16 protein-coding genes are annotated in these 18437 nt (G+C 71.0%); 6 read left to right on the top strand and 10 right to left on the bottom strand.

The genetic code is table 11. From position 1 onward, the window contains the following. Positions 1 to 2: 2 nt before the first annotated feature. The 3 genes from J7E93_RS13490 to J7E93_RS13480 are packed head-to-tail and all read right to left on the bottom strand — an operon-like array spanning position 3 to position 3048. Complete coding sequence (locus J7E93_RS13490) at positions 3 to 1058, bottom strand: aldo/keto reductase (protein WP_215068878.1); 1056 nt, start codon at positions 1056 to 1058, stop codon at positions 3 to 5. 23 nt (positions 1059 to 1081) lie between these two features. Beyond that, positions 1082 to 2047 (bottom strand): alpha/beta fold hydrolase, encoded by a 966-nt coding sequence (locus tag J7E93_RS13485; RefSeq protein ID WP_215068876.1) that lies wholly within the window; start codon positions 2045 to 2047, stop codon positions 1082 to 1084. After that, complete coding sequence (locus J7E93_RS13480; protein ID WP_215068874.1) at positions 2044 to 3048, bottom strand: DUF5937 family protein; 1005 nt, start codon at positions 3046 to 3048, stop codon at positions 2044 to 2046. The genes J7E93_RS13485 and J7E93_RS13480 overlap by 4 nt, the downstream gene beginning before the upstream one ends. A 96-nt stretch (positions 3049 to 3144) precedes the next feature. Between J7E93_RS13480 and J7E93_RS13475 the strand changes: the two genes are divergently transcribed. Next, positions 3145 to 4410, top strand: a complete 1266-nt coding sequence (locus J7E93_RS13475; protein ID WP_215068872.1) for an MFS transporter — start codon at positions 3145 to 3147, stop codon at positions 4408 to 4410. Between the two features lie 30 nt (positions 4411 to 4440). Here J7E93_RS13475 and J7E93_RS13470 read toward each other — a convergent pair whose 3' ends face one another. The 4 genes from J7E93_RS13470 to J7E93_RS13455 all read right to left on the bottom strand — a co-directional run bounded on the left by J7E93_RS13470 (position 4441) and on the right by J7E93_RS13455 (position 9025). Further along, a complete protein-coding gene (locus tag J7E93_RS13470; RefSeq protein ID WP_215068870.1) occupies positions 4441 to 6720 on the bottom strand; it encodes an FtsX-like permease family protein in 2280 nt (759 codons plus the stop codon). Continuing rightward, positions 6717 to 7394, bottom strand: coding sequence for an ABC transporter ATP-binding protein (locus tag J7E93_RS13465; RefSeq protein ID WP_215068868.1), 678 nt, complete (start codon positions 7392 to 7394; stop codon positions 6717 to 6719). The genes J7E93_RS13470 and J7E93_RS13465 overlap by 4 nt, the downstream gene beginning before the upstream one ends. Before the next feature lie 63 nt (positions 7395 to 7457). Then, positions 7458 to 7877: a hypothetical protein gene (locus J7E93_RS13460; protein ID WP_308368509.1), complete on the bottom strand. Its 420-nt coding sequence runs from the start codon at positions 7875 to 7877 to the stop codon at positions 7458 to 7460. Between the two features lie 254 nt (positions 7878 to 8131). Beyond that, entirely contained in the window at positions 8132 to 9025 is an 894-nt protein-coding gene (locus J7E93_RS13455) for a ScbA/BarX family gamma-butyrolactone biosynthesis protein (protein WP_308368507.1), read from the bottom strand. 328 nt (positions 9026 to 9353) lie between these two features. Here J7E93_RS13455 and J7E93_RS13450 point away from each other — a divergent pair, with 328 nt between their 5' ends. The 4 genes from J7E93_RS13450 (at position 9354) to J7E93_RS13435 (ending at position 13380) form a co-directional block, all read left to right on the top strand. Continuing rightward, positions 9354 to 9983, top strand: coding sequence for a ScbR family autoregulator-binding transcription factor (locus J7E93_RS13450; protein WP_215068864.1), 630 nt, complete (start codon positions 9354 to 9356; stop codon positions 9981 to 9983). 272 nt (positions 9984 to 10255) lie between these two features. Beyond that, entirely contained in the window at positions 10256 to 11002 is a 747-nt protein-coding gene (locus tag J7E93_RS13445) for an HAD family phosphatase (RefSeq protein ID WP_215068862.1), read from the top strand. Between the two features lie 93 nt (positions 11003 to 11095). Beyond that, positions 11096 to 11866: an SDR family NAD(P)-dependent oxidoreductase gene (locus tag J7E93_RS13440; protein ID WP_215068860.1), complete on the top strand. Its 771-nt coding sequence runs from the start codon at positions 11096 to 11098 to the stop codon at positions 11864 to 11866. 296 nt (positions 11867 to 12162) lie between these two features. Next, positions 12163 to 13380 carry an MFS transporter gene (locus J7E93_RS13435; RefSeq protein WP_215068858.1) on the top strand — a complete coding sequence of 406 codons (1218 nt, stop codon included), beginning with the start codon at positions 12163 to 12165 and terminating at the stop codon, positions 13378 to 13380. Between the two features lie 206 nt (positions 13381 to 13586). Here J7E93_RS13435 and J7E93_RS13430 read toward each other — a convergent pair whose 3' ends face one another. From J7E93_RS13430 to J7E93_RS13420, 3 genes are all read right to left on the bottom strand, one after another. Continuing rightward, complete coding sequence (locus tag J7E93_RS13430; RefSeq protein ID WP_215068856.1) at positions 13587 to 15272, bottom strand: AMP-binding protein; 1686 nt, start codon at positions 15270 to 15272, stop codon at positions 13587 to 13589. A 171-nt stretch (positions 15273 to 15443) separates the two neighbouring features. Next, positions 15444 to 15896, bottom strand: coding sequence for a nitroreductase/quinone reductase family protein (locus J7E93_RS13425; protein ID WP_215068854.1), 453 nt, complete (start codon positions 15894 to 15896; stop codon positions 15444 to 15446). After that, complete coding sequence (locus J7E93_RS13420; protein ID WP_308368503.1) at positions 15896 to 16402, bottom strand: VOC family protein; 507 nt, start codon at positions 16400 to 16402, stop codon at positions 15896 to 15898. Before J7E93_RS13420 ends, J7E93_RS13425 begins: the two co-directional genes overlap by 1 nt. A gap of 323 nt (positions 16403 to 16725) precedes the next feature. On the opposite strand from J7E93_RS13420, the gene J7E93_RS13415 reads away from it, so the two are divergent. Continuing rightward, entirely contained in the window at positions 16726 to 18417 is a 1692-nt protein-coding gene (locus J7E93_RS13415; protein WP_215068850.1) for an FAD-dependent oxidoreductase, read from the top strand. Positions 18418 to 18437: the final 20 nt, after the last annotated feature.

Raw genomic sequence — 18437 nt, 5'->3', positions numbered from 1 at the left:
CCTCACTCGGCGGCGCGGTCACCCACCGGGCGGCGTCGCAGCGACGCGTCCGTGAGGAACGGCGGGCGCCAGGCGCCGTCCGGCTGGTAGAGGTTCGTCCCGGGCGGGACGATCTCGTCGATGCGGTCGAGGACGTCGTCGTCGAGGACGAGCGACGCACCCTTCAACAGCCCCTCCAGCTGGTCCCTCGTCCGCGGACCGATGATCACGGACGTCACGGCCGGGTGGGCGGCGGCGAAGGCGAGCGCCAGCTCGGGCAGCGAGCAGCCGATCTCCTCGGCCAGGGCGACCAACTGCTCCACCGCGTCCAGCTTGGCGGCGTTGCCGGGGATCGTCGGGTCGAAGCGGTGCGGGGTCAGCGCGGGCCGCCCACTGGTCAGGTCGATCGGCTGCCCCTTGCGGTAGCGGCCGGTGAGGAACCCGGACGCGAGCGGACTCCAGGTCATCACCCCCATCCCGTACCGCTGCGCCACCGGCAGCACCGAGGCCTCCACGCCCCGTGCGAGGAGCGAGTACGGCGGCTGCTCGGTACGGAAGCGGCGCAGCCCGCGCCGCTCGGCGACGGCGTGCGCCTCGACGATCTCCTCGGCGGGGAAGGTGGAGCAGCCGAACGCCCGGATCTTGCCCTGGGTGACGAGGTCGCCGAGGACCGCGAGCGTCTCCTCGATGTCCGTACGGTGGTCGGGCCGGTGGACCTGGTAGAGGTCGATCCACTCGGTGCCGAGCCGCTTCAGGCTGTCCTCGACGGCCCGGGTGATCCAAAGCCGGGAGTTCCCGCCGCGGTTGGGGCCCTCGCCCATCGGGAAATGGACCTTGGTGGCGAGGACGACCGCGTCCCGCCGCCGGGGGTCGCTCAGCGCCTTGCCGACGATCACCTCCGACTCACCGGCCGAGTACATGTCGGCGGTGTCGACGAAATTGATGCCGCGGTCGAGCGCGGCATGGATGACCCGTACGGAATCGTCGTGATCCGGGTTGCCGACGGCACCGAACATCATGGTGCCGAGGCAGTACGTGCTCACTTCGATGCCGGTCCCGCCGAGTACGCGATAGCGCATGTAGAACCTCCTGGCCGCGCACTCTAGGAGTTGGAGTGGACTCCATGGCAAGTGCGGAGCTCCCCGAGGAAATCCGTGAGGACGTGGTGGAGCGCGTCGGGCCGCTCCAGATGCAGGTCGTGGCCCGTACCAGGCACGCTCGCCGCCCGGAGGCCGGGCCGCCGCCGGACCATCCCGTCGAACTGGGCAGGCTCGATGATGCCGTTCTGGGCGACGACCGCGAGCGTCGGGCAGTCGACGGCCTCCCACTCGGACCAGAAGGCGCGGGTCGCGTTCTCCGCTAGGGAGCGCACCATCACGTCGGGGTCGAACCGCGGCCACCAGCCGCCGCCGTCGCGCTCCCGCCGTTCCAAGCCGTCCGCCCAGCCCTCGCCGACAGGTCCGCCGCCGAGGAACCGCACGGCCGCGTCCCGTGTCGGGAACGGCACCGGCCACGACGCCAGCCACCCGCCGATCTCCTCGGTGACGCCCGGGTTGGGGCCGCCGGGGCCCGCCTCGACGAGCACCAGGCCGAGCAGGCGGCCGGGGTGCGCGGCGGCGGTGAGCATGGCCGTGTGCCCGCCGAGCGACTGACCGACCAACAGGGGCTGTGCCACGTCTAGTTGATCGAGTACGGCGAGCGTGTCGGCGACGTAGGCGGCTCGGGAGGTGTCCTCGGGGCGCCGCTCGCTCGCGCCGTGCCCGCGCTGGTCGACGGCCACGACCCGGTGTCCGTCGGCCTGCAGTCGCGCGGCGAGGGGATCCCACTCGCCGGCGTGCCCGGCGAGCCCGTGGAGGAGGACGACGGCAGGGCCGGACTCATCGCCACTTCCGTCCCCGGCCCCGCCTCCGCGCCGGTTCCCGTCCCCGGCCCCGCCTCCGCGCCGGTGTCCGGCCCCGCCCCCGTGCCCGTGCCGGGGTCCGGCCCCGCCTCCGCTCCCGTTTCCGCGCCAGTCCCGGCAGGACAGCCGTACCCCGTCCCGTACCACCACCCGCTCCGACCAGGTCATACGGTCTCTCCCGAGGGTGCGAGCAGGGCGTCCGCCACGGCGGTGCGGGCGTAGAGGACGGAGCGGCCGCTGCGGTGCGCGGTCACGAGGCCGGCGTCGCGCAGGGCGGTCAGGTGCTGGGAGGTCCCGGCGGTGGACAGGCCGGAGTGCCGGGCGAGTTGGGTGGTGGAGGCCGGGCTGTCGAGCTCGCTCAGGAGCAGGGTGCGGGAGCGGCCGAGGACGGCGGCGACCGCGTCGGTGGCGGTGGCGGCGCGCGGCTCCCAGAGGTTGCCGATCCCACGGGCGGGATAGGCGAGTTGGGGTGGGTCGGGCGCCACCGCGCGGGTCATCACGCGGGGCCAGGCGAACACGGAGGGGATCAGCAGCAGCCCCGAGCCCGTCTCGTCCCGGGTCAGCGCACAGTGGCGGCGGACCAGGCGCAGGGTGCCGTCGTCCCATCGCACGGTCTCGTGGAGTTCGCCCAGGACGCGCGCCGAGCCGTGCTCGGCGACCATCCGGGCGCGGTGGAAGACATCGGCTTCGAGGAGTCGGCGGATGCGGGCCCAGTAGGGGGCGAGGGCGAGTTCCCAGTAGCTCTCGATCTCGGCGGCCACCTTCTCCAGGGCTGCCTCAGGGGCTTCATGGAGGAGCCTGAGCCGAGGGGAGGGCCGGTGGTCGGTGGGGTGCTCGGCGCCCAGCATGGCGAGGTCGTCGCGTACCTGCGCGGGCGGGGTCCGGCGGATCGCATCGAGTTCGGCCGCGAGGGTGGGGAAGGGGGTGGCGGGGGTCGGGTTGAGGAAGTCGGCGAGGTAGCCACGGGCGGGAATCAGCGCGGCCAGCCAGCCGCCGTCGAGGCCGGCCTGCGCCAGCCGGGGTCGCACCTGCGCCGCCCAGCGCCGGTGCGGCGGTGGCTCGGTGTCGTCGCGGAGGAGCCGGAAACTGGTGACGACCTCCCACATGGGGGAGACCGCGAACCGGGTCTGTGCCAGGTCCGCCGCCGAGAAGCTGAGCCCCGATTCCATGCGCCGTCGCCCTCCCCGTACCGCTGATGGAGCTGATGGATTCGGTCTGAGCTTAATCAATGGATCGTCGGGGTGGCGGGGCCGCACTCTCCTCGCATGCTCTCGACCTTCCGCGGACTCCCGCCCACCGTCTGGACCCTCTTCGCCGGCACGGTCGTCAACCGCCTCGGCTACATGGTCACGCCCTTCCTGGTGTTCTTCCTGGCCGCGCGCGGCATCACGGGACCGGAGGTTTCGTACGTCCTCGGCGCCCTGGGCGCGGGCCATCTCCTCGGCCCGGCGCTCGGCGGCCTCATGGCCGACCGCATCGGCCGCCGCCCGACCATGCTGATCGGACTCCTCGGGGCGGCCGCGGCGCAGGGGGCGCTCTTCATGGCACCGGGCGTGTGGACGATGGCGGCCGCGGCCCTGCTGATCAGCGCGGCGGGCATGATGGTGTCCCCTGCCGCGTACGCGCTGATGGCGGACACGGTGGACGCGGCGCGCAGGCAGCGGGCGTACGCGCTGTTCGGCTGGGGCGTCAACATCGGTACGGCGGTGGCGGGAGTGCTCGGCGGCTTCCTCGCGGCGCACGGGTACTGGCTGCTCTTCGTGGTCGACGCCGGCTCGATGCTGATCTACGCGGCTGTGGTCGTGACCCGGCTGACCGAATCGCCGCGCGCGCGGACGGCGTCGGCGTCGGCGTCGGCGATGGCCGGGAAGTCGGAGTCGGAGTCGGAATCGGAGACGGAGTCGGAGACGGACGCCGGGCGCGGGAAGGACGGCATCGGCTACGGAGTCGTCTTCCGCGACCGGCTGGCGCTCGCGCTTCTGCCCCTGTTCGGCATCCAGCTCTTCGTCTACTCCCTCACCGAGGTCGCCCTGCCGCTCGCCATCCACGACAGCGGTCTTTCCCCGGCGGTGTACGGCGCGATGGCGGCGGTCAACGCGATCCTGGTGGTCGTGCTCCAGCCCTTCGCGACGGCCCGGCTGACCCGGCTGCCGCAGCTCCCGGTCCAGTGCGCGGGCAGTGTGCTGATCGCCGCCGGGGTGGCCCTGACCGGCCTCGCGGACGGGGTCGTGGGCTACACGGTCTCGGTGGTCGTCTGGTCCCTGGGCGAGGTCTGCGTCGCGGGCATCGCCGCCGCGATCATCGCCAACCTCGCCCCGGCCCACGCCCGGGGCCGTTACCAGGGCGCTTTCAGCTGGGCGTGGGGCGTCGCCCGCTTCGGCGCACTGACGCTGGGCGTCACGGTCTACACCGGCCTGGGCCCCGCCCCGCTCTGGTGGACGGCCCTGGCCGCCGGCATCCTGTCGGCGGCCGCGACCCTCGCTCTGACGGGCCGCATCACCCGCCGCACGGAACACGCCCTGGCGGCCTGAGGCCGGCGCACCCGGAGGCGGTGCGTACGGTCAGTCCCGCCGGATGTGCTCCGGGTCGACGTGCCGCCGCACGAGCGGCAACGAGGCCGCCCCGGCGGCGAGCAGCACCCCGAGACAGCAGGCGAACAGCAACGGCAGCCCACTCCAGTCCCAGTGCACCGCGCCACCCCCGGTGATCAGATAACTCGACTCGGCGAGCCACCCGGTGACGACGGCCGCCCCGAGCCCGATCGCGAGCGGCAGCAACACCTGCACACACTGCGCGGCCCGCAACGTCCCGGCCCGCGCCCCGAGCAGCGCGAGGGCGGTGACCTGGCTGCGCCGCTCCATGGCGCGGTCGGCGATGGAGACGACGAAGGCGGCGACGCTGATGACGAGCCCGAGGACCATGCCGGCGGCGAGGAGACTGCGGATGACGGTGAGTTGGCTCAGAGCGTCGATGTTGATGCCGACGGGCTCGACCTCGGCGGTGGGGGCGATGGTGCCGATGCCGTCGAGGGTTGTGCGGACGGTTCGCGGGTCGGACCTGCTGGTGAGGACGAGCCGTCCCTTCTCCGGCAGAGTGCCGCCGGGCAGGAGCGAGGGCGGAATGAGTAGGTCGGCGGTCGCGATCGAGGTCAGGGGGAAGTTGTCCACGGTGACCGAATTCCGGGGCACCGCGACGGTGACCTTCTTCCCGTTGCTCATGAGAAACGGGAAGGTGCGACCCGGCTGAGCTTCCTCGTTCAGCAGCTGGTTCGGATCTACCAGCCGGAGGACCTTGCCGTCGACGCAGCCCCGTGTCGATTGGGCGAAGGCGGCGAGTTGCGCACACGTACCGACGGCTGCGGAGATCGAGCGATCGTAGAAGTCGTCGTCGAGACGGACCCAGGAAGACGCGCCGATGGCGTGGGCTCGCACTCCCTCCAGTCGGGTCAGCTTCTCTTGTTGCTGAGGCGACAGTTCGGTGAGGCGGAGGCTGTACTCCTGTACGGGAGAGGTGTTGCGGCTGACCTGGCTGAGTTCGATGAGCACGCCCTGGGTGAGGGACGTGGCGTAGACGAGCAGGACGAGCCCTGTGACCACCCGCAGCGAGCTGCCCGGTTCGACTTCAGTTCGGCGCATCGCGAGAGCCAGCGGGAGCGATCGTACGGATCCGGCGAGTCGGCGCGCGAGCCAGGACGTGATCGGGGCCAGACCGAAGACGAGTCCGGCTCCTGTCAACAGCACGGCAGCAGGGACGAGCACGGTATTCGCGGAGCCTCCCGACGGATCCCGGCCCATGATGCTGAGGGCGCAGTACGCGCCGATGACACCCAACCCTGGCAGGAGGAGCAGCGTTCCGTACTTTTTGGGCGGCTTGCGCTGGCCGGTCCGGCGGATGTTGAGCGGGCTGAGTGCGGCCTCCCTTGCGTGGTGGCGCCCGACGAACCATGCCAGGGCCGGGCAGGCCACCAGGCAAACGGCGAGCGTGGACGCCGTCGGGCGCCCGTCGGCTGGGTACCAATGGAGGCCGGGCAGTCCGATCCCGGCCATGAACTCGTTGAAGAGGAAATAGCCGGCGACGCCGAGTACTGCCCCCAGGAATGCGGCTGCCACGGTCTCCCCGGCGTTGACCCGCAGGGTGTCTTTGACGCTCAGTCCTACGAGCCGGAGTGCGGCGAGCCGGCGCGCCCGGGACTCGGCGGAGAGCCTGGCGCAGACGGAGAGGAACACAGCGAGGGGCAGCAGCACTACGCAGCCGAGGGTGAAGCGAAGGATGTCGAGAGTGGATTCCTCGACGACCTGGGAGTCGGCGTATCGGGAGCCGAAGTAGTCCACCCTGTCGCCGTTGGGGATCTGGGCGTGGGTGCTGCCGATATAGGCGTACAGATCGTCGGGCCCGGCCAGGCCCTCCGGGCTGATCGTGCCGGTCACTTTTCCGGGCAGGAGTCCGGCGATGCCAGGCTCTGCCTCCAGCACCTCCCGAAGCCGTGGCGAGACGATCACTTCTCCGGCGCCGGGCAGCCGGTCGATCCCGGGTGGGACCGGCGGGGTACCGGACTTCGGAAGAGCTACGAATGTACGGAGCAGCGGCTGGGAGCCATACGCGTCCTTGTGGGTGAGCGCGACGGTGTCGGCGGTCGACCACCCCTGCTTCGACTCCACCCGGTTCTCCGGTTCGCGGGCGGCTGACCGGGCGTCGTGGGCGGCGAGAATGGTGGGGATGGTGAGGACGGCGGCCAGGCAGGCCACGCCCAGGGAACAGCCGAACGTCATCAGCAGGAAGCGGACTCGGCCTCCCCGTCCGGCGCCCCAGAGCAGACGCATTCCGAGAAGGAAGGGGTTCATGCAGCCACCCCTCGCATCCTCAGGACACCGTCGGTCATCGTGTACCGGGTATCGGCGTGCTCTGCCACTGTCTCGTCGTGCGTGACGATGACGACGGCGGTGCCCTGGTCTCGGGCGAGCCGCAGGAACTCCTCTAGTACAGCGGAGGCGTTGGCGCTGTCGAGGGCACCGGTCGGCTCGTCGGCGAACACCACGGTGGGGCGGTGCACGAGCGCCCGCGCGACCGCGACGCGCTGGCTCTGTCCGCCGGATAGCTGCGACGTCCTGCGCTGCAGCAGGTCGGTCATGCCCAGCCGCCCGAGCACCTCGCCGGCCGCAGCGTGGGCCGGTGCCTTGCGCTGTCCGGCGAGGCGCAGGGGGAGGGCGGCGTTCTCCTCGACCGTCAGCTCGGGCAGGAGCTCTCCGTACTGGAAGACGAAACCGAAGCGCTCGCGTCGCAGTGTGCTCAACTCGTCGTCGCTGAGCGTCGAGAACGCTGTTCCGTCGAAGGAGACGGTGCCGTGAGTCGAGGGCAGTACCCCGGCGAGGCAGTAGAGCAGCGAGGACTTCCCCGAGCCACTGCTGCCCATGACGGCAGCCACCTCCCCGGCTTGCAAGGCGAAGTCCGCGCCGCTGACGGCTTGATGCGTTCCGTAGAAGAGGTCCACGCCCTCGGCGCGGAGGATGGCGTCCATGGTGATGCGAACTCCCTTGCGCACGGAGGCCGCACACGCGCGCGGCCTCCGAAAACCGTTGGCCTAGTGGTTGGGTCGCTTGTACTTCCTGACAGCTGTGCAGTTGTCGGGGCGCAGGGTGCCCCGGTCACGGCACACCTGGATCTGTGCCCTGGAGGTGTACTGAGCGGCCCCGTCCCAGACGACCTTGTCCAGATGGACGGTCCTCTTCTGCACGCCCTTGAAGCGGTTCCAGTCGTAGCCCTCGACCTTGACCTCGACGTAGACGTTGTGACCGTCGTTGGGTTCGAGGTCCTTCAGGTCGCCTCGGAAGTGGTATCCGCCGTGGTTCTGCCCCTTGGGCTCCCACTTGTATTCCACGCCCGTGAAGTGGACCCCCGGAGTCCAGAAGTTTTCGATCTTTTGCCACCCGTCCGCCGCGGCCGCCCCCGCCCCGCTCAGGAACAACCCCGCCACCACCGCCACCGTCGCCAACTTCCGCACGCTTCCTCCAACGCTAAGAGCGCCCCATTCGGGCGTAGCGGAAAGTATTCACCCGATTACGCAGCGCCCGCCTCGGCGGAACGTCTCTCCCCTCTCCCTCCCGCTCGAACCGGTGAAATCGGCGGAATCGCTGGACAGGGCGCGTTGAGCCACGTCCGCACATGGAGCGGGCGGTCGGGCTTCGCGGGCGGGGAGGGAGTGAGGTGGGGGCGGTGGCGGCGTCCCCTGGGCGGCGGCGAGGCGGGCGGTCCGCGTTAGGCGAGGCGCAGCGGTCGGGTGGTCACCTCGGCGCCGAAGATGCGGCTGCCGTTCTGTTCCACCTCGACCAGGGTGACCTGGGTTCCTTCCGGCGTCCCCGGGCCCGCCGTGACCGGTGTGGCGTTGACGAGGCAGGGTGTGTCGAACTCGGCGTAGCGGGTGAAGACCGTCTTCATCGCCACGACGGTGGCCGGTCGCGCTGACCGGGTCAGGGCCGCCTGGCGGGCCGCCTCCAGGAGCAGCATCCCCGGCGCGTGATCGACCGGGTGGTCGAAGAGGACCGGGTGTCCGAGGTCCGACCGCAGGTACCAGTTGCCGGGCGTGCCGGCGGAGGACAGGACGACGTCGTCGGCGCGCTCGCGGCCGACCAGGCGGGGAGAGATCGGGCGGCCCGGCGGCAGGGCGCGGGCGTGGGCCGCCGCGATGTCCGCGTACGGGCCGCGCAGCCGCTGGTAGACCACCGGTGACTGGTTCGAGAACCGGGTCCGTACGTGGGCGGCGGTGACGCCGCCCACGGATGCCCGAACCGTCATCGTCATCCCCGCGAGTCGAGTGCCACGACGTACGACATCGGTGCAGACGACGTCCAGTTCGGCCGCGAGCGGGGCGTCGGCGGTCCCCAGTGCCGAGGCGTCGAACTGGAAGTGCAGGTCTTCCCAGGCCTGCCGGAAACCGAACGGTACGTCGTAGGCGGCGTGGCAGAGCATCGGGATCGCCTGGCGTACGCACTCGATCAGCAGCAGCGGGTCGCGGGACCCGTGCGCCCCGCCGTAGAAGCGGTGGGCGGCCGGCCACCGTGCGGAGACGGTGAACCGGTCGGCGCCGGTGGGGCGCCAGCTGGTGAGGAGCAGTTCGTTCGCGTCCGCCTTGTGCACCTCGGCCGCTGACACGGGCCGGCTCTGAGGATGCGATTCGCGTGTTCTCGGCAGTGTGCTCGTGAGCATGCTGTCCCCCCGGGACGTCGGAAACGAAGTCGATCCGGACAGGGGTGACTGATGGATCCGTAGCCCCCCGCCCGTTCCGGGTTCAACATAAAGAGTGCTCGTTTTTTTTTAAAGTCAAGACTTCGTAAAGTGTCAGGTCGACAGGATTGAGCGGGCGGAGTACGTGCTGGCGGAAGGGTGCGTCTCCCCGCCGATGACATCAGGGGGTTGCCAAGAGGCTGCTCCGGCTCGCTAACATAAGGATCGTTCCGTTTTTTTTGGAGGGTGAGACGTCGTGGCTGGTCCCAAACAGGAGCGGGCGGTTCAGACGCGCGAGGCGATTCTTCGCGCGGCGGCCGAGACCTTCGACGAGTTCGGCTACGCCGGTGCGAGCGTCAACCTGATCCTGAAGCGGGCAGGACTCACCACCGGGGCCCTGTACTTCCACTTCGACTCAAAAGAGGGCCTGGCGCGCGCGGTGATGAACGCGCAGCCCGAGACCATCGTCCCCAGGCTGCAGTCCGAGGGGCTCCAACGGCTGGTGGACATCACCCTCTCCTGGTCCCACCTGCTCCAGGTCGACCCGCTCCTGCGGGCCGGAGTCCGGCTGACGGGGGAGCAGGCCACCTTCGGCGCCTCCGATGCGACGCCCTATCAGTCCTGGGCGGGCATCATGGCCGACTGCCTGCGCGAGGCGCAGGCCAGGGGAGAGCTTCAGGCCGGTGTGTCACCCGAGGAGTTGGGTGAGTTCGTGACCGAGGCGTGTACGGGCATGCAGATGTTCTCCGCCGTGGTCAGCGGCCGGAAGGACCTGAGCGACCGCACCATCCGGATGTGGCGCCTGCTGCTGCCCGGGATCGCCGTGCCGGCGATCGTCTCCCGCACCGACGTCAGCCACGAGCGGCTGAAGGGCCTCGTCGGCTGACGTCTCCGGGGGACGCGCCCCCTGCGTCGGGGTGTCGCGGTCGATTCGGATTCCCTCGCTTCGTCCGTTGCTCCGCACCGGCGTAGCGGCGTATCGCCGGTCGGCGCCGCCGGTTCGTACCCGTCCGTGCGGCCTGTCCGGTGCGCACGGTGGCCGCCGCCGCACCGGGCACACCCTCCGCGCGCCGCCCCCGCACGTCCATACAGCCGTTCGTCAGCCCGTCCGTTCGTCAGCCCGTCCCTTCGTCCGTTCGTTCGTCCATGGGAGGACCCATGCCCCACAGCCTCGGCCGCCTTCGGCTGGCCGCTCTCAACATCGACGGCGTCCTGCTCAACGACACCTTCAGCCCCGTGATCCACGCCTTCGTCGTCGGCCGGGGCGGCGCCTACACGGCCGAGACCGAGCGGGCGGTGTTCTCGCAGCCCCAGCACATAGCCGGGCGGAACATGGCCGCCGCCGTACCGCAGCCGCTCAGCGGGGAAGAGGCCCTGACGGCCTACTTCGAGGAACGCGACGTCTACCTCGCCGAGCACCCGGTCGCCGTCATGGACGGCGCCATCGATCTCGTACGGCGGCTGCGCGCACTCGGTCTCCGGACCGTCTGTTACGGAGGTCTGCCCGCCCCGCACTTCGATCGGTTCCTGGGGGAGTGGGCGGAGCTGTTCGACGGCCCGCGCTATGTGTGCACCAACGACTTCCGTCCGGGCATCCACGAGATCACCACCGAGATCTTCGGACTGGAGCACGGAGAAGCGCTCTTCGTCGACGACGTGGCCCGCGTCGCCGAGACCGCCAGGGACCTCGACGTTCCCTTCATCGGCCACCCGAGCACCTTCGTGCACAGCTTCCAGCGGCAGTTGATGCGCGAGGCCGGTGTACGGCACATCGTGGACTCCCTGGACGCGATCGACGAGCGGCTGATCCGCAGCATCGACGCCGATGCCCTTCGCGGCACGCTGTGGAACGACAACTCCACGGCCGGCGCCCGCCGGGACAGCGCCGTCCCGGCCGGCGCCTGACCGAGACCCGTACCTGACCGAGACACGTACCTGACCGAGACCCGTACCTGACCGAGACCCGTACCTGACCAATACGAGCTTGCGAGGAACGACATGAGCAACCAGCGTCCGATGACCGGCCGAGTGGCCTTGATCACCGGAGCATCCAGCGGCATCGGTGAGGCAGCCGCCCATGCATTCGCCGACGAAGGCGCGGCCGTCGTCCTCGTCGCGCGGCGCGGCGAGCGGCTGCGCGCGCTGGCGGGGAAGATCAACGAATCCGGGGGACGCGCCCTCGCCGTCGAGGGCGACGTCGCCGACTCCGACCGGATGCGCGAAGCCGTCGAAGCCGCCGTGGAGACCTACGGGCGGCTCGACCACGCCTTCAACAACGCCGGTTACGCCACGGCGGGCGCGCTGCTGCACGAGATCGACGACGACGTCTTCCGGCAGACCATGGACGTGAACGTCGTGGGCGTGTGGAACTGCATGCGCCACCAGATACCCGTGATGCTGGGCCAGAGCTCCGGCGGGTCGATCGTCAACACGGCCAGCGTCGCCGCCACCCGTGCCACGGGGGCCAGCGCCGCGTACGTGGCGGCCAAGCACGCCGTCCTCGGCATGACCCGGGCCGCGGCGGCCGACTACGGCGCCGCGGGCATTCGGGTCAACGCCCTCGTCGTCGGTGCCACCCGCACCGAGATGATGGAGGAGGTGCTGGGGCAGCACGCCGAGCTCGAGCAGCGGTTCTCGGACGCCTCCGTACAGAAGCGCATGGCTTCGCCATCCGAAGTGGCCGAGGCGGCGCTGTGGCTGTGCAGCGACCGCGCCTCGTACGTGACCGGCGCCGCGATGCCGGTCGACGGTGGGGCCACCGCGATCTGAGCGGTCTTCCACCTCCCTCTTCCGCGTCCCTCTTCCGCGTCCCGGACGCGCCGAGTGTTCTCGAACGCCGCGAAGCCGGGGCGACTTGAGCCAGTCGGCGGCGACAGCCGGCCCCGGCGCTGGTGTGCTGACCGGCAGAGACGCCGTTACGGACGGCACGGGAACGCGGAGGAGTCACGATGCACGGAACCGCAACGGGAACAGGAGCCAGAACAGGAGCCGGAGACGGAACCGGTACTGGAATCGGTACCGGAACCGAGTGTGCGGAACGGGCGGGCGCGGCACCGGCCGTGCCGGTGGCGAGGGCGCGGAGCACGCGCGCCCTCGCCGTCCTCGGTCTGAGCGCGTTCGTGGTCGGAACCGCCGAGTTCGCCGTGATCGGCGTCCTCGACCGGATGGCCGAGAGCCTGCACGTCAGCGCCGCCACCGCAGGCCTGCTGGTCACCGCGTACGCGCTCGGCGTGTGTCTGGGCGGGCCGCTCCTGACCGCCCTGACGCTCCGGCTGCCCCGCAGGCTCCTGCTGGCCGCCGCCCTCGGCGTCTACGCCCTGGCCAACGTCGTTGCGGCTCTCTGGGCGGACTTCACGGTCGTCGTCGTGGTACGCGTGCTCGCGGGCGCCGTCCACGGACTGTTCGTCGGCGCCGCCTCCGCGGCGGCTGCCGCCCTGGTCCCGGCGGAGCGCAAGGGCCGGGCCGTCGCCGTCGTGTTCGGTGGGATAGCCGCGGCCAATCTGCTGGGCGTGCCGCTGGCCACCTTCGCCGGCCAGGTCCTGCCGTGGCAGTACGCCTTCGCCGGGATCGCCGCTCTCGCGTGCGCGGCTCTGGTGCTGACATGGGCGGCGGTGCCACCGTCCGCCACCGGCGGACAGCAGGCGCTGCGCGCCCAGTTCCAGCATGTCGCCAAGGCGCCGGTGCTGACGCTGCTTGCGATCGCCGTCCTGCTCTTCTGCGGCCAGTTCACCGCCTTCACCCAACTGAGCGGGTACCTCCAGGAGGTCGTCGGAGTCCAGGGCGGTGCCGTCGGCCTGTACCTGCTGGTGTTCGGAGCGGCCGGTTCCGCCGGTACCGCGCTCGGGGGCTACCTCGCCGACCGGGCCGCCGGCACCACCGTGATCGCGGCGACCGCGGTGCTCGCGCTGGTTCTCACGACGCTCTTCCTGCTCGGCGAGCGGCCCGTGGCCGTGGCCGTGTGCGTCGCGGTCTGGGGCCTCGCCGGCTTCGGCCTCGCGCCCGCCCTCCAGCTCCGGACGATCCGCCGCGCCGGGCCCGGCGGCGACCTCGCGGCGACGCTCGGCGCCTCGGCGGGGAACGCCGGTATCGCGGCCGGAGCGGCTGTCGCGGGCGGGATCACGGGAGCGTACGGGTTCGCCGTGCTGCCGCTCGCCGCGGCCGCGATCTGCGTGGCGACGCTGCCCCTGACCTGGTTCTGCCGGTCCCCACGCCCATCCGCGGGGAAGTCGGTGGGGGAGTCGGCGCGGCAGACGGACGGCGTCTCCGCCCCGGCCGCCCCGTAGGGCCCCTGCATCTGCCTGCTCCCCAGGCCCTGTGTCCCGCAGGGCCTGGGGAGGCCCGTACCCACGCCGCCGTCCCCCCGTCCCGCTCCTGGCCGGAGAGCCCGAGGACCCGGGGCGGGAGGGCCGGAGCATACGGCCCGGCATACGTCGGTGCGGGGCCGGTCCCACGTCGTACGACATGGACCCGACCCCGCACCGACGGAAGCTCAGACGCAGTCCTCTTCGCGGTACTCGGCGCCGTCACCCCGCTCCGCCGCCGCCCGCAGCTCCACCCGCCGGATCTTCCCCGAGATCGTCTTGGGCAGCTCGGCGAACTCGATGCGGCGCACCCTCTTGTACGGGGGAAGTTCCGCCCGGGAGTGGGCGAAGAGGAGCTTCGCCGTGTCCCTGGTCGGCTCCCAGCCCTCCGCCAGGACGACGTACGCCTTGGGCACCGACAGGCGCAGGGCGTCCGGCGCGGGCACCACCCCGGCCTCCGCCACCGCCTCGTGCGACAGCAGGGCGCTCTCCAGCTCGAACGGGGAGATCTTGTAGTCGGACGACTTGAACACGTCGTCCCTGCGGCCGATGTAGGTGAGCCGTCCGTCGGGGCCGCGTACCGCGAGGTCGCCCGTACGGTAGTAGCCGTCCGCCATCGCCTCGGCCGTGCGGGCCGGGTCGCCCTCGTAGCCCGCCATCACCCCCACGGGGGCGGCGGACAGGTCCACGCTGATCTCGCCCTCGTCGCCCGGGCGGCCCGTGGCGGGGTCGAGCAGGGCGATCGTGAAGCCGGGGCTCGGCCGGCCCATCGAGCCGGGAGTGACCTCCGAACCTGGGGTGTTCGCGATCTGGACCGTCGTCTCGGTCTGCCCGAAGCCGTCGCGCACGGTCACACCCCAGGACCGTCGTACCGCGTCGATGACCTCGGGGTTGAGCGGCTCGCCGGCCGCCACCGCCTCCCGCGGCGGCGTGCGCAGCTGGCCCAGATCGGCCTGGATGAGCATGCGCCACACGGTCGGCGGCGCGCAGAACGTCGTGACGCCCGCGCGGTCCATCTCCGTCATCAGACGGCCCGCGTCGAAGCGCGTGTAGTTGTGCACGAAGACGGTGGCCTCCGCGTTCCACGGGGCGAAGAGGTTGGACCAGGCGTGCTTGGCCCAGCCGGGCGACGAGATGTTGAGGTGGACGTCGCCGGGGCGGAGCCCGATCCAGTACATGGTGGACAGGTGTCCCACCGGGTACGAGACGTGGGTGTGCTGGACGAGTTTCGGCCGGGATGTCGTGCCGGAGGTGAAGTAGAGCAGGAGCGGGTCGTCGGCGAGGGTCGGGCCGTCGGGCACGTAGTCCGCCCGCGCCGTCAGTGACTCCTCGTAGTCCAGCCAGCCGGGGGGCGGGTCCTGTGCCGGCCGGCCGACCGCGATACGGGTGAAGGCGCCGGGCACCGAGGCGAACCTGGTGTGGTCCTCCGCCCGGGCGACGACGTGGCGGACCGCGCCTCGGTCGACGCGGTCCGCCAGCTCGACCGTGTTGAGCAGCGGGGTCGCGGGGACGAGCACGGCGCGCAGCTTCATCGCGGCGAGCGCCGTCTCCCACAGCTCCTTCTGGTTGCCCAGCATGACCAGGACGCGGTCGCCCGCCCGGACGCCCTGGGCGCGGAGCCAGTTCGCGACCTGGTCCGAGCGGTGGGCGAGCTCCGCGAAGGAGTACTGGCTGTGGGTGCCGTCCTCCTCCGCGATCCGCAGTGCGGTGCGATCGTTGTCGCGGGCGATCGCGTCGAACCAGTCCAGGGCCCAGTTGAACCGTTCCGGGCGGGGCCAGCGGAAGCCCGCGTAGGCCGTGTCGTAGTCCTCGCGGTGGGTGAGCAGGAAGTCCCGTGCGGCCCGGAACTCCTCGGTGGGGTCGGTCGTGGTCATGCGTTGCTCCTTCAAGGTCGGCCCCGGCCGACAGCCCGGCCGGGGCCCGGCCGGATCAGCCAAGTCAGCCGGGGCCTGGCCGGATCAGCCGGGTCAGTCGGGGCCCGGACGGATCAGCCAGGGTCAGCCGGGTCAGCCGGGGCCCGGACGGATCAGCCAGGGTCAGCCGGGTCAGCCGGCGTCGCCGACGGGGACCAGGGCGACGACGGGGATGGTCCGGTCCGTCTTGGACCGGAACGTGGCGAAGTTCGGGTCCTGCGCCGTCTGCAGTCGCCACAGCTCCTCGTGCTCCTCCGCCGGTACCGGCTCGGGCGTCACGGTCAGGCGCTGCGAGCCGACCTCCACCACGCCCTCCCCGGCTGCCATGAGGTTGCGGTACCAGCCGGGTGCCACGCGTGCTCCGCCGTTCGCGGCGAAGACGATGTAGCGGCCGTCCCGGGCCAGGTGGACGAGGGGAGTGGTACGGGTCAGACCGCTGACCCGCCCCGTGGTGCTGAGCAGCAGGAGGGGGATGGAGCCGAAGTCCTTCACCCGGCCGCCGTTGGCCCGGAATTCCTCGATGACGCCTCGGTTGAAGGCATTGCTGTTGACGGTCTCGTCGACCGTTGCATTCGTCTCCTGCATTACTTCCATTCACCTTCGGGGAGGAAAAGACGGGTGTCGGTGGTCTGCTCGAACGGCATGCCGGCCGGCATGTTGATGAGCTCCATGGAAAGGCCCCACGGAGTCATGAAGTACACCCAGCGATCTCCGGCGATCGGCCCGTCCTCGATGGTCTCCGGCTCCCCGAGGATGGTCACGCCGGGCTGCTCGCGCAGGTACGCGGTGGCCTTGTCGACGTCCTCCACGTAGATGGCGAAGTGGTGCCCGCCCCAGTCGCTGTTGCGCGGCCGGGTGCGGTCCTGGTCGGGCGAGGTGTACTCGAAGAGTTCGAGGTTGGTCACCGGGCCGAGGCGCAGCATGGCGATCTGTGCCGAGGCGCGGGGGTGCACGGCCAGCTTCTCGGTCATCCAGGTGCCCTCGGGGTCCTCCACCGGGCCGAGCCGGTAGGCCAGTTCGGCGCCGATGACCTGGGTGAAGAACTCCACGGCCTGGTCGAGGTCGGGCACGGTGTAGGCGATGTGGTGCACCGCGCGTGCTCCAGGGATTCCGCTCAACATCACTCCGTCCGCCGGGGGTTCCCGCCTCCGGCGGGGCCCTGCCGTCGCCCGGGCGGACGCCCGGGCAGGCCCGACGATGCGGTCCCGCGGCCGTCCGATCAAGGCGTAGTTCCCAAAGTGCGCCGACATGCCGAAGTTGACTTCGGAGGTTGGTGCCGGCGCGCTCCCTCCTGCTGAGATGGCATTCATCGCGGCGAACTCAGCCGAGCAGAACCGCCTTCGATGCGCCCCCGTTTCTGCATTCATGGGCTGGACTTCTTTCCAATGAACTCGAAGACCAGGAAACGACGAAGATGACGAATGAAATAAAGCGCCGCCGGTTCGTGGGTGCAGGGTCGGGAATCGCTCTCGCCACCGCCGTCGGCGGACTGGTGCAGGCCCCCGGCGCGCGCGCTGCCGACACCGGCGCCGGCGCCGGCCGGCTCGCCGAGGCGACGGACGCGATCGGCGCACAGACGGCCGGTGTCACGGTGGCTCCGGCGGACCCCCGGTACCCCGATCTCACCTCGGGCATGAACCAGCGCTGGCAGGCCCGCCCGGACAAGATCGTGCTGCCGAGGACGACGGCTGAGGTCGTCACGGCGGTGCGCGAGGCCGTCGCCGCCGGCAAGCGGCTCTCCGTGTGCAGCGGCGGGCACTGCTTCGAGGACTTCGTGTTCAACGCCGACGTCAAGATCAACATCAAGTTGTCGCTGATGAACCAGGTCACCTTCGACACGTCGATGAACGCCTTCTGCGTCGGCGGTGGCGCCACCCTGCTGGACGTGTACGAGGCGCTCTACGAGGGCTGGGGCGTGACCATACCCGGCGGCATATGCCACAGCGTCGGTGTCGGCGGCCACATCACCGGCGGCGGCTTCGGCAACCTCTCCCGCCAGTACGGTCTGACCGTCGACCACCTGCACGCCGTGGAGGTCGTGGTCGTCGCCGCGGACGGCTCGGTCCGCAGTGTGATCGCCGCGCGGGACTCCGCCGACGCCCGTCTACGGGACCTGTTCTGGGCGCACACCGGCGGTGGCGGCGGCAGCTTCGGCATCGTCACCAGGTTCTGGTTCCGTACCCCTGGCGCCACCGGGGGTCCGGAGACGCTGCTGCCCAAGGCGCCGTCGCAGATCTTCCTGACCCTGGCCAACTGGCCCTGGGAGAAGGTCACCCTGGACGGTTTCAGCCGCCTGGTCACCTACTGGGGCCAGTGGCTGGAGCGTAACAACACTGCCGGGACCACGGCCGGTTCGCTCTACTCGTGGCTGCTGCTCAACCACCGCGACAGCGGATCACTGGGCGCTGTCGTGCAGTTGGACGCCTCCCTTCCCGACGCCGCGACCGTGCTGTCGGACTTCCTCGCCGGCATGGACCAGGCGCTGGGCCTGAGCTCCACGACCCGACGCTCGTCGGGCGTGGTCGACTCCGCGTACACCACGACGAGGCTGCTGCCGTGGCTGCGGGGCACGCGCTACATCGGGGCCATCTCCCCCACCCAGCTGGACCCGACCACCCGCAGCATCCACAAGTCGTCCCACCTGCGCACGGCGACGCCCCAGCGGCAGATCGACGCCATGTACCGGAACCTCACGAGCACCGACGGGCCGAGTGCCCTCACCGGGATCGTCCTCTCCGCGTCGGGCGGCCGGATCGCGTCCGTCTCGCCGACGGCCACCGCGGTCGCCCAGCGCGACGCGATCATGAAGACCAACTTCGAGAGCCTCTGGTACGACACCAAGGACGACGCGAAGAACATCGCCTGGGTGCGCAACGCCTTCCGCGACGTCTACGCCGACACCGGCGGCGTCCCGGTGCCCAACGGTGTCACCGACGGCTGCTACATCAACTACCCCGACGGCGACCTGTCCGACCCGGCCTTCAACGCCTCCGCGGTGTCGTGGCACGACCTGTACTGGAAGGGCAACTACGCCCGCCTCCAGCGGATCAAGCGCGACTGGGACCCGAGGGACGTCTTCCGCCACCGGCAGTCCGTCCGCCTCTGACCTGCCGCCGAGCCGCCACC

Origin of the sequence: Streptomyces sp. ISL-36, assembly GCF_018614205.1 — a bacterium.
Taxonomy (GTDB): Bacteria; Actinomycetota; Actinomycetes; order Streptomycetales; family Streptomycetaceae; genus Streptomyces.
This window is presented reverse-complemented; position numbering and strand designations above follow the sequence as displayed.